Below are 12,049 nucleotides of genomic sequence, written 5' to 3'. Positions count from 1 at the left end.
AGGAGGGTGAGGACGGCGTCGGGGCCGATCTCGACGTAGGTGGTGATGCCTTGGTCATGGAGGGTGTGCAGGGCGTCGGCGAAGCGGACGGTGGCGCGGATCTGGTGGGTCCAGTGGTCGGGGTCGGTGAGTTGTCCGACGGTGGCGGGGCGGCCGGTGGTGGTGGAGACGACGGGGATCCGGGGCGGGTGGTAGGTGAGTCGGGAGGCGGTGCGGCGGAACTCGTCGAGGACGGGGTCCATGTGGGGGGAGTGGAAGGCGTGGGAGGCATTGACCCTGGTGGTCCTGCGTCCGCGTGCCGCCCAGGCGGCGGCGATCTTCTCGGTGGCGGGCGTGTCGCCGGAGATGACCACGGAGTGTGAGCTGTTGACGGCGGCGACGGCGACGCTGTGTTCGTGGCCGGCCAGGCTCTCGCGGATCTCGTTCTCGGTGGCCTGGACGGCGGTCATGGTGCCGCCGGACGGTGCCGACTGCATGAGCCGGGCACGGGTGGCGACGAGGGTGGCGGCGTCGGGGAGGGTGAGGACGCCCGAGATGTGGGCGGCGGTGAGTTCACCGAGGGAGTGGCCGACGAGTGCGTCCGGGGTCAGGCCGTGATGGGCCAGGAGGCGGCAGAGGGCTGTTCCGAGGGCGAAGAGGGCGGGCTGGGTGTAGCGGGTCTCGTCCAGCAGTACGGCGTCCGGGGTGCCGGGCCGGCTGAACATCACGTCGCGCAGGGGATGTTCCAGCAGGCCGTCGAAGGCCGCGCACACCTCGTCCAGTGCGTGGGCGAACACCGGGAAGGCCTCGTACAGCTCCCGGCCCATCCCGGGGCGTTGCGCGCCCTGGCCGGTGAACAGGAACGCCGTCCGGCCGTGGCGCGCCGCGCTTTCGGTGATCACGTGCGGATGGTCCGCCGCGCGCCCCTCGGCAAGGGCCTCCAGGGCCGCGAGGCGCTCCGTGATGCCGTCGCCGAGGATCGCGGCCCGCTCCTCGAAGACGGTACGGGTGGCGGCGAGCGAGAAGCCGACGGACACGTCGTCGGCATCCGGCGCGAGGTGCGCTCGCAGCCGGGCGGCCTGGGTGCGCAGTGCCTCGCCGTCACGGGCCGACACGAGCCACGGCATCGCGACGGCCGGGGCGACGGTGGTGGCCGGGGGAGTGGTGCCGGCCGCGTCGTCCTCGGCGGGGTCGGTCGTCGGGTCGTACTCCAGCACCACGTGCGCGTTGGTGCCACTGATGCCGAACGAGGACACCGCGGCGCGGCGCGGGCGTCCCGTGGCGGGCCAGATCCTGCCCTCGGTGAGGAGTTCGACGGCGCCCGCAGACCACTCCACCTTGGGTGTGGGCCGGTCCACATGGAGGGTCCGGGGCAGGACGCCGTGCCGCATGGCATGCACCATCTTGATCACGCCGCCCACACCGGCGGCCGCCTGCGCGTGGCCGATGTTGGACTTCAGCGAGCCGAGGTACACCGGCTCCCGGCGGTCGCGGTCCCCGCCGTACGTGGCGATGACGGCCTCCGCCTCGATGGGGTCGCCCAGCGCGGTTCCCGTGCCGTGCGCCTCCACCGCGTCGATGTCCGCGGCGGACAGCCGGGAGTCTGCGAGCGCCTCGCGGATGACCCGCCGCTGGGCGAGGCCGCTGGGGGCGGTGAGGCCGTTGCTGGCACCGTCCTGGTTGACGGCGCTGCCACGGATCACGGCCAGCACCCGGTGGCCGTTGCGCCGGGCGTCCGACAGCCGCTCCACGAGGAGCATGCCGACGCCCTCGCCCCAGGCCGTGCCGTCGGCGGCCGCCGCGAAGGACTTGCAGCGTCCGTCCCGGGCGAGCCCGCGCTGCCGGGAGAACTCCAGGAACATGCCCGGTGAGGACATGACGGCGGCGCCGCCGGCCAGGGCCAGGTCCGCCTCGCCGGACCTGAGGGACCGTATCGCCAGGTGCAGCGCGACCAGAGAGGAGGAGCAGGCGGTGTCGACGGTCATCGCGGGCCCGGTCAGCCCGAGTTGGTAGGCGACACGGCCCGACATCACGCCGGCCGTGGTGCCGGTGAGCACATGGCCCTGCACGCTCGGCGGCGCGTCCTGCATACGGGGCCCGTACTCCGGTGCCGTGGCGCCCACGAAGACGCCGGTGCGGGTGGAGCGCAGCGTCCCGGGCAGGATTCCGGCACGTTCGACGGCCTCCCAGGAGGTCTCCAGCAGCAGCCGCTGCTGCGGGTCCATGGAGAGGGCCTCATGAGGGGAGATGCCGAAGAAGGCGGCGTCGAAGTCGCCGGCCCCGTCCAGGAATCCGCCGTGCCGGACCGAGCTCCGGCCCGGCCGGCCGGGATCGGGGTCGTACAGGTCCTCGTCCCAGCCCCGGTCGGTGGGGAAGACGGAGACGACGTCGGCTTCCTCGGACACCAGGCGCCACAGATCCTCGGGTGAGGCGACCCCACCGGGATAGCGGCAGGCCATGCCGATGACGGCGATCAGCCCATCCCCATCCCCATCCCCGTCGGCGTCGGCGTTGTTCGCGTCACCGGAGCGGACGCCCTCGGCGCCCAGGGAGGCACCGCCGAGCAGTTCGGCGCCGATGAACCCGGCGAGCGCGCGGGGCGTCGGGTGGTCGAAGAGCAGACCCGTGGGCAGGCGCAACCCCGTGGCGTCGGCCAGCGAGGCACGCAGTTCGGTGATCATCAGCGAGCTGAGACCCAGCTCCTGGAACGGTACGTCCCCTTCGATCCGGTCGTCGCCGTCGTACTGGAGCACCGCGGCGATGTGCGCGTCGACCAGATCGGTGACGGTACGGTCCCGCGCTGCCGGGGAGAGCGCGGCCAGGCGTGCGCCCAGCTCACCGCGCGGGTCGGCGTCCGGGAACTCGTCGGCCCGGGTCTCCCCGGGTGAGGGGGCCGCCGTGGTGAGGGCCGTGGGGGTCTTCCGGGCGCCGTCCAGCCAGTGGCGCCGGCGCTGGAAGGCGTAGGTGGGCAGGTCGACGCGGCGGGCGCCGATACCCCGGTACGGCACGTCCCAGTCCACGTCGGCGCCGCGTACGAATGCCGTGGCCAGCGCGGTGAACAGGGTCTGGGTCTCGGGCCGGTCGCGGCGCAGCGCCGGTACGGCCGCCACGGTGTCGGGGTCGTCGACCGTGTCGCGGACCAGCGAGGACAGCACGCCGTCGGGCCCGACCTCCAGGAACGTGGTGACGCCCTCGGCGCGCAGGGTGCGCACACCGTCGGCGAAGCGCACGGTCCGGCGCAGGTGGGCGGCCCAGTAGTCGGCGCAGGCCACCTCCCGCGGGTCGGCGAGAGCGCCGGTGACGTGGGAGATCAACGGGATCGTGGGTGAGTGGTAGGTCAGCCGGGCGGCGGCCCGGCGGAACTCGTCGAGGACCGGGTCCATGTGCGGCGAGTGACTGGCACGGCTGATCCTCAGCCTCTTCGTCTCGCGCCCCCTTCCGCGCAGGATCCCGGCGACCTCGGCGACGGCGTCCGCGTCACCGGAGACGACGGTCGCGCGCGGCGCGTTCACCGCGGCGACCGACACCCGGTCCTCGCGGCCCGCGAGCAGCTCCTCCACCTCCTCCTCCGTCGCCTGCACCGACACCATCGCGCCACCGGCGGGGGCCGACTGCATGAACCGGGCGCGGGTGGCCACGAGAGTCGCCGCGTCCGCGAGGTCCAGGACGCCCGCCACGTGGGCGGCGGTGAGTTCGCCGACGGAGTGCCCGGCCACGAGGTCGGGGCGCAGTCCGAAGGACTCCAGCAGCCGGTGGAGGGCGACCTCGACGGCGAACAGGGCGGGCTGGGCGTTGGCCATCTCGGCCAGGCCCCGGCCGGTCCGGATCAGGTCGGCGACCGGGTGCGTCAGCAACGGGTCGAGCACGGCGGCGACCTCGTCGAACGCCTCCGCGTACACGGGGAACCCCGCGTACAGCTCGCTCCCCATCCCCACCCGTTCGCCGCCGCTCCCGGTGAACAGGAACGCGGTACCGCCGGGCTCCGCCGTCCCCGTCACCACACCGGGGCCGCGGCGTCCGCCGGCCAGCGCGTCGACCCCGTCGAGCAGGCCCCGCGCGTCGGGGGCGAGGACCACCGCCCGGTGCCGGAACACGGTCCGGGTCCCGGCCAGGGAGCGGCCCACGTCGAGCGCGGAGGGGTCGTTCGCGGTGGCGTACGTGTGCAGACGCCGCGCCTGGGCACGCAGGGAGGCCGGGCCGGTGGCCGAGACCACCCACGGCAGCACGGCCGGAGCGGGGGCGCCGGACGTGTTCCCGGTGGAGGGTCCGTCCGCGGGCGCGGCCGTCGCCGGTGCCTCCGCGAGGACGACATGGCAGTAGGTGCCGCCCATACCGAAGGAGCTGACGCCGGCCACCAGCGGGCGGTCCGGTGCCGGCCACCGGGTGAGTGCGGTGTGTACGGCGAGACCCAGCTCCCGCAGCGGAATGGCGGGGTTCGGTGTGGCGAAGTTCAGGCTCGGCGGCAACTGCCGGTGCCGGATGCTCAACAGCGTCTTGATCAGCCCCGCGATGCCGGCCGCGCCTTCCAGGTGCCCGATGTTGGTCTTGACCGACCCGACGCGCAGCGCCCCGTCGGCTGACCGGCCGGCTCCGAGTACCGCGCCCAGGGCGGCGGCCTCGACGGGGTCGCCGACGGGCGTGCCGGTGCCGTGCAGTTCGACGTACTGCACATCGTCCGCGCGCACACCGGCCCGCTCGTAGGCGGTCCGCAGGACGTCCTGCTGTGCCCGGGCATCGGGGACGGTCAGACCGTCGGCCGAGGCGCCGCTGCCCACGGCACTGCCCCGGACCACCGCGAGCACCCGGTCGCCGTCGGCGAGCGCCTGCCGCAGTGGTTTGAGTACGACGACGCCTCCGCCCTCGCCCGGTACGAACCCGCCCGCGCGCGCGTCGAAGGTGTGGGTGACGCCGTCGGGAGAGAGCGCGCCGAACCGCTCCTGGGTCACGACGTGCTCGGCGAGCAGGTTGAGGTTGACGCCCGCGGCGAGCGCGGCCGTGGACTCACCGGCACGCAGGCTCGCACAGGCCAGGTGCACGGCCACCAGCGAAGAGGACTGGGCGGCGTCCACGGTCAGGCTCGGCCCGCGCAGGCCAAGGTGGTGGGAGACCCGGTTGGCGATGACACCGCGGTTCACACCGGTCATCGAGTGCTGGGTGATCGCGGTGGTGCCGTGCTGGTAGAGCAGGCTGGTGTAGTCGTCGCGCAGGGCGCCCACGAAGACCGCGGTACGGCTGCCGCGCAGGGACTCGGGCACGATGCCCGCGTCCTCCAGAGCCTCCCAGGCCAGTTCCAGCACGAGCCGCTGCTGGGGATCCATGGCCGACGCCTCGCGGGGAGAGATGCCGAAGAAGGCGGCGTCGAACTCGTCCACGGCGTCAAGGAACCCACCATGAGCGGGCGCCCCTTCGTCTTCGTCATTCCGCGGGGCGAAACGTCCGGACGGAGCGACAGAGATGGCGTCGCGGCCGTCGCTGAGTAATCGCCAGAACTGCTCCGGTCCCGGTGCGCCCGGCAACCGGCACGCCAGACCGACGACAGCGATGGGCTCATCCTGCATATTCCGAGTCATGGAGTTCTTCCAGATGTCTACGGGCGATGACGGTGCCGAGAGACGCCGTCAATGGGCTGCCGCGCGCTCACTGGTGGTCGCCGGCTTCCCTGGGTGCTGCCGGGGAAGCGATCGCGCGGGTCGTCGCTCGGTGGCGTCCATCCCGATACGAACGAAAGGGGCTGGGGCACATCAGAAAGCCGGCCGGAGAATTCTGAGGACAGCGGTATTGCCGGTCTATTCGGCAGAGGCCACATGCTGAACCTTCTGTCGACGCCTTCCTCTTGTGCATTCGGGTAACTGTCCGAGATTCAATCGTGCTCTACTGATCATCCACTGACGGCGGACTGATGTCCTTTCCCGGAAAATCAGAAATTGCGAGGGGTGGGTCAGCAGTTCGTTGTGGTTGAGCTTCACGATGAACGGGATCCGGTGCGCGTAGCGCCGTGACGCCGCGCCGAGCACGCCGAGTGTGCTGGCGACGGCGTTGCAGCCGCCGTCGAGGGCGAGTCCGGCGATGTTCTTCGGGGCGAGGCAGCGGGGGTTGGCGGCGAACGCGGAGGCCGCGGAGTGCTCGATGCCCTGATCGACCGGCAGGATCGACACGTACCCCGTGCCGGCCAGGCGGCCGTGGTCGAAGAGGGACCGCAGGTTACGGCGGCACCCGGGGCGAGCGGTCGGTCGCGGCCACGACCCGGTCGACGAAGTCACTTCCCGGAAGCACCGGATCGTCCCCGGGAATCCCGTGTGAGCGGTGTGGGTCAGCAGGTCTTCGGCCCCGTCGCCCAGAACGGCCTGGACGTCGGTTGTCGTCGTACCTCCAAGAGGTTCGTACGGCGTCCCTCGGCTTACTGCCCACCGTGCGCTGCGGCGTCATCGTCCGGCAGAGCCGGCAGGGCCCCTGATGAGGTCGAACGGCCCTGCTCTCAGCCGAAGAACACCTCGAACTCGTCGTACAGCGACGAGTCCACCACCTTGGTCCTGCCCCGCGTGTCGTCGAGGGGGACACGGATGATCTCGGTGCCACGGAGGGCGACCATGGTGCCGAAGTCGCCGTCCTTGACCGCGTCGACGGCGTGCAGCCCGAAGCGCGTGGCAAGCCAGCGGTCGAAGGCGCTCGGGGTGCCGCCGCGCTGGACATGGCCGAGAACCGTGGTCCGGGCCTCGGTGCCCGTGCGCTTCTCGATCTCCTGGGCCAGCCACTCGCCGATGCCGGACAGCCGGACATGGCCGTACTCGTCCAGCGACCGGTCCTTGAGGATCATCTGCCCTTCCAGGGGGACCGCTCCCTCGGCGGCCACCACGATCGGCGCGTAGTTGATCCTGAACCGGTCCTTCACCCACGCGCAGACCTGGTCGATGTCGAATGGTCGCTCCGGGACGAGGATCACGTTGGCGCCGCCCGCGATGCCGGCGTGCAGCGCGATCCACCCGGAGTGGCGGCCCATCACCTCCACCACCAGGGTCCGCATGTGCGACTCGGCGGTGGTGTGGAGGCGGTCGATGGCCTCGGTGGCGATGCCGACGGCGGTGTCGAAGCCGAAGGTGTAGTCGGTGCCTGCCACGTCGTTGTCGATGGTCTTGGGTACGCCGACGAGCTTGATCCCCTGGCGGCTCAGCTCCGTGGCCGCGCCGAGAGTGTCCTCGCCGCCGATCACGACGAGAGCGTCGACCTGGTTCGTGGCCAGGGTGTCCCGGATGCGCCGCACCCCGTCCTCGTGCTTGAGGGGGTTGGTGCGGGAGGAACCGAGGATGGTTCCACCGCGTGGCAGGATCCCTCGCACGTCGGCGATGCCCAGCGGCGTCACCTTGTTCCTGAGCGCACCGAGCCAGCCGTCGCGCAGGCCGACGTATTCGAAGCCGTACTGCTGGACACCCTTGCGGACGACGCTGCGGATCACGGCGTTGAGACCGGGGCAGTCGCCGCCGCCGGTCAGCACTGCGATCTTCATGGCTTCCTCCCTATCTCTCCGGGTGCGGAGGCCGGTCTTCGACGTCGGCGTGATGCGCGCGGAACGTCTTCGCGTCCGGCGGGGCCGTCGGCCCACCTCCGCGGATGCGAACCCGGAGCCAGGTGTCTCCCTCCATGATGAGCGCCCCCGAACCTGGCGGCGACTCGCTCGGGGCCTGTCATCGAGGACCTTCGGCCCCGTTGGCGACCAGGATGGTCCGCGAGTTCGGCCTGTCGCCCGCGCTGGGACAGGTGGGCTACCCCCAGGGCGGCTCGGTCTTCCTGGGCAGCGGGAGCGCCATGTCCAGCCGCCCCTTCGCGGAGGCCACCCAGGCGGCCATCGACGCAGAGGTCGCCCGCCTGCCGCGCGAGGCCGAACAGCAGGCCACCGACCTGCTCACCCGGCATCGCGCGCAACTCGATGAGCTGGCCGAGCTGCTGCTCAAGCGAGAGACCGTGGACGGCACGCTGGTGTACCGCCAAGGCATCAGCCCCGCGAACGCCGACGCGTACGTGTCGACGGGACACGGCAACGGGGTTGCCGTCGCCGCAGGGCCCTACGCGGTCCGGGGGGCGTCCACTGAAGTGTTCACGGCGTTGTCCGGCGGTCCGGGCCCCGAGCGTCGGCGGAGGTCGCGCCGCACGGCTTCGTGGTTCAATCGGGTCGCATCGGTGCTGGTCGGCTGCGTGAGGTGTGGGGATGGCGGTAACGGTTCGTGCTGACGATGCGCGGGTGACGGCGGTGTGCGCGGCATTGGGGCCGTTCGGGTGGCAGTCGTTCACCGCCGCTCGGGTGTGCCGCCGGGCGGTGGCCGCGATGGACGGTGTCCCGGCCGTTCCCGCGCAGCGCGGGCGGTCCGCCCAGCAGGAGGAGTGTGTCGCGGCGCTCGTGGAGTTGCTGGAGCACTGCCGGTGGCGGTCGCTCACCGTCGTGGGACTGGGCCGTCTGCTGGTAGGGGCCGTGGAGGCCTGGCGGCAGGAGCGGGCATGGTTCGACATCCGGCTGGGGCTGCTGCTGGACGGCCTCGGCTGACCGGTTGCGGCCCCGGCGATGGGGCGGTCCTCACTGGCGGGCCATGTGCATGCGCATCTCGCTCGGGGCATCGACGATCAGGTCACCGGACAGGTCGACCGTCACCGTGTGCAGGGTGCCGGTGAAGCGGAACGGCGCGCGGTAGCCGGGGGTGACGGCCGACCCGGGGTTGGCGCCGCAGCACATGCCGCCCGGGTTGAAGGCGACCGGGGTGGTGAACGGCATGTCGGTCTCGCCGACCAGGCGGCCGTCGATGTACAGCTGGGCGCGGCCGGGAGCGCCCTTGCCGTGGGCGATGTCCGGCGCGCCGGTGGGCTCGAACTCGAAGCGCAGCGTGTGCCGCCCCTCGGGCACGCTCTCGCTGGAGGCCACGTGGTGCAGGGTGCGGTGGACGTAGTTGTGGGCGTAGTGCAGGTGGCCGTCCTTGACGTAGAGGGACCAGCCGCCGGAGTTGGTGCCCTGGCACAGCAGGACGCCCTCGGCGCCGCCGGGCGGGATGTCGACGTCGGCGGTGACGCTGTGCGGGCGGTTGAGGACCCGGGGGGCGACGGCGGCAGGCAGGACCTGAGTGCCGGGACGGAAGGTGTAGCTGCTCCTGGCCTGGGTGATCTGCGGGCGCTCCAGCATCATGCGCTCCAGGGCGCTGCCGTCGATGGGCAGCACGTTGTACTTGCCGGCCTCCACATACCACAGGGCGATCATCTCGATCAGCTTGCCGCGGTGCTCTTTGGCGAGGTTCCGGGTCTCGGCGACGTCCTCTGCGACGTGGTAGAGCTCCCAGTGGTGGGCGTCGAGGTCGTCGAGGTCCGCCATGGTGATCGGGGTGCCGAACGACTGCCCGGCCTCGGCGAAGGAGGGCCCCGGCCAGGGGCAGACCGCCCGCCAGCCGTTGTGGTCGATCGCCCGGTGTCCGAACATCTCGTAGTACTGGGTGCGATGGCGGGTCACCGCCGTGGCGTCGTCGAAGGTGTGGGCGAAGCTGACCCCGTGCAGGGGCGACTGGGTGACGCCGCGGATGGTCGCGGGCGGTTCGATGCCGAGCACGTCGAGGACGGTGGGGACCATGTCGATGATGTGAGCGAACTGGTCGCGGATCTCACCTCGGGCCCGGATGCCGCTGGGCCAGTGGACGAGGAAGGGGTCGCTGACGCCGCCACGGTAGGTTTCGCGCTTCCACCGCCGGAAGGGGGTGTTGCCCGCCCACGTCCAGCCCCAGGGGTAGTGGTTGAACGTCTCCGGTCCGCCGAGCTCGTCGATCCTGGCCAGGCTCTCCTCGAGCGACTCGGGCGCGTTGTTGAAGAACTGCAGCTCGTTGGTGGTGCCGCTGGCTCCGCCCTCGGCGCTCGCGCCGTTGTCCGAGACCACCATGATCAGCGTGTTGTCGAGCTCGCCGGTCTCCTTGAGGAAGTCCAGCAGCCGTCCGATGTGGTGGTCGGTGTGGCTGAGGAATCCCGCGTAGACCTCCATCATCCGCGCGGACAGCCGTCGCGCGTCCGGGGACAGCGACTCCCACGCGGGCACGTCCGGGTCGTGCGGGGACAGCTGCGCGCCCGCGGGCACCACGCCGAGCTGCTTCTGCCGGTCGAAGGTGCGCTCTCGGTAGGCGTCCCAGCCGTCGTCGAACCGGCCGCGGTAGAGGTCCGCCCACTCCTTGGGCACATGGTGCGGGGCGTGCGTCGCGCCGGTACAGAAGTGCAGGTAGAACGGCTTGTCCGGGGCGACCTGCTTGGCGTCGGCGATGAAGGACATCGCCCGGTCGGTCAGGTCCTCCGTGAGGTGGTATCCCTCTTCGGGGGTGGCCGGCGGCTCGATCTGGTGGTTGTCGTACACCAGGTCGGGATGCCACTGGCTCGAATCACCGCCCAGGAAACCGTAGAACCGCTCGAAGCCCCGCCCCAGCGGCCAGCGGTCGTAGGGGCCGGCCGCCGATTCCTGTTCCGAGGGCATCAGATGCCATTTGCCGATCATGTACGTGTTGTAGCCGTGCTGGAGCAGCATCTCGGAGAGGAACCCGTTCTCGAACGGGATCTGTCCGTTGTAGCCGGGGTATCCGGTGGCCAGTTCGGTGATCGCGGCCATGCCGTTGGCGTGGTGGTTGCGTCCGGTCACGACACACGAGCGGGATGGGGAGCACAGCGCGGTGGTGTGCATGTTGTTGTACAGCAGCCCGCCCGCGGCCAGCGCGTCCAGGTTCGGTGTGTCGATGGGGCTGCCGTAGCAGCCGAACTGTCCGTAGCCGGTGTCGTCCAGCACGATCATCAGCACGTTCGGCGCACCCGGTACCGCCCGGACCGGCTGCGGCCACGCGGGGCTCGACTCGTCGGTCGTTCGTCCGATCACCCCGGGGAATCCTTGCCCCGGCCCGTACTCGTTCCACGATTGCTGCGACATACCCAGCCTCTCCGCCACCGGCGCCGCACGAACTCCGCGGCCGGTACTCCGGACGTTCCCCGCGGTGGTCGCGGCGGCGCCGGACCATGGGAAGCCGACCTCCTGCCGTACGCCTGGGGTTCTGTCACGCCCTCCCGGGTCCCGGGACCGGGCCGGACCGGAGCCCGCACTGGCCGTTTCCCACGCTAGGTCGCGCGGAGGATCACTGCCACCGGTGCGATTCGCCGAAGGCACACCGCACCGTGACGGGCGGGAACCGACCAGGCCGGTGTCACCGCTCGCCGGGAACTGCCCGGCTGTTGTCGTCGCGAACGGCCGGATCAGGAAGTCGTCAGCTTCCGCTGGGGGCCGAACCTGCGAGCCAAGGCTTCGACGAGCCAGCGCGACCTGACGGACGGGTCGCATCCCGACGTGCCGTCCAGGCTCCTCCAGCGCGCGAAGCCCTGGGCCCGCGGGTGTACTGGAAGCCAGGAGCATCCGCGCGGCGAGAGGTCCGCGGTGAGCGCTGGATCAACGACGACGTGGTGCGCCCGCCGCTCCCCGCTCCCCGCTCCCTGTGCGCCGGCCGGGTCGAGGGCCGTGATCCTGGGGCCGTCCCGTCGTCCGACGGCACGAGGCGGGCGCTGATCGCAGCGGTACGGATGTCCGCCAGGTGACGGTTCGAGCAGGGGAGAGAGCTGTGCGGGCGACGTTCGCTCCGGGACAGATCGCCGGGGTCCGGGTCGGCGTGCACTGGAGCGTCCTGTTCATCTTCGGCATCATCGCGCTGGGCCTGTCACCGCGGCGGCGGAGAACAGCCGCAGCCGGAGCCTTTTGGGTTCCCGGCGCCGGACGTCGCCGGTCAGTGCGAGCATCGGCGTCCCGGCGAGGAGGTCGCGTGCGAGGGAGACGATCTCCAGCCAGATCCGGTTCTGGGCCGTGTCGTGCAGGGGCAGATTCCGCAGGCCGGTGTCGCGGGCGCTTCGGATGTGAGCTGCCTCGATGTGCTCGCGTACGCCGGGGCGTAGGTGAGCCAGGTGGAGACGTGGGCGGCGCGGGCCATTGCGGCGAAGGTGAGCGGCTTCGCCTGTTTCTCGTGGCGACGATCCGCAAGGGCAGGATCAGTGTCAAGGAGAACGCGCGTGCGTAACCCCCCGATTCTGTAAC

Annotated in this window: 6 protein-coding genes and 1 pseudogene; 2 read left to right on the top strand and 5 right to left on the bottom strand. The window is 71.5% G+C overall.

Annotated features, from left to right (window positions below):
• The 3 genes from AOK08_RS21760 to AOK08_RS21755 form a co-directional block, all read right to left on the bottom strand.
• The coding region (locus AOK08_RS21760; RefSeq protein WP_198539338.1) for a type I polyketide synthase at nucleotides 1-5,549 on the bottom strand (5,549 nt) is incomplete at its 3' end.
• A gap of 216 nt (nucleotides 5,550-5,765) precedes the next feature.
• A complete protein-coding gene (locus AOK08_RS46620) occupies nucleotides 5,766-6,134 on the bottom strand; it encodes a beta/alpha barrel domain-containing protein (RefSeq protein ID WP_198539337.1) in 369 nt (122 codons plus the stop codon).
• Nucleotides 6,135-6,454: 320 nt separating this feature from the next.
• Nucleotides 6,455-7,480 (bottom strand): 6-phosphofructokinase, encoded by a 1,026-nt coding sequence (locus tag AOK08_RS21755; protein ID WP_055528739.1) that lies wholly within the window; start codon nucleotides 7,478-7,480, stop codon nucleotides 6,455-6,457.
• Between the two features lie 200 nt (nucleotides 7,481-7,680).
• On the opposite strand from AOK08_RS21755, the gene AOK08_RS21750 reads away from it, so the two are divergent.
• Together AOK08_RS21750 and AOK08_RS21745 are read left to right on the top strand one after the other, a co-directional pair.
• A complete protein-coding gene (locus AOK08_RS21750; RefSeq protein ID WP_198539336.1) occupies nucleotides 7,681-8,202 on the top strand; it encodes a hypothetical protein in 522 nt (173 codons plus the stop codon).
• Complete coding sequence (locus AOK08_RS21745) at nucleotides 8,180-8,512, top strand: hypothetical protein (protein ID WP_157876747.1); 333 nt, start codon at nucleotides 8,180-8,182, stop codon at nucleotides 8,510-8,512. The genes AOK08_RS21750 and AOK08_RS21745 overlap by 23 nt, the downstream gene beginning before the upstream one ends.
• 30 nt (nucleotides 8,513-8,542) lie before the next feature.
• Here the strand turns inward: AOK08_RS21745 and AOK08_RS21740 are convergent, their stop codons facing one another.
• The gene (locus AOK08_RS21740; RefSeq protein ID WP_241827045.1) at nucleotides 8,543-10,852 is read right to left on the bottom strand and encodes an arylsulfatase; all 2,310 of its coding nucleotides are present in this window, start codon (nucleotides 10,850-10,852) and stop codon (nucleotides 8,543-8,545) included.
• A gap of 842 nt (nucleotides 10,853-11,694) precedes the next feature.
• Nucleotides 11,695-11,871, bottom strand: a pseudogene (locus AOK08_RS43480) (IS1380 family transposase); the annotation flags it as partial.
• Nucleotides 11,872-12,049: the final 178 nt, after the last annotated feature.

Source organism: Streptomyces graminilatus (genome assembly GCF_001418565.1).
Lineage (GTDB): Bacteria > Actinomycetota > Actinomycetes > Streptomycetales > Streptomycetaceae > Streptomyces > Streptomyces graminilatus.
This window is presented reverse-complemented; position numbering and strand designations above follow the sequence as displayed.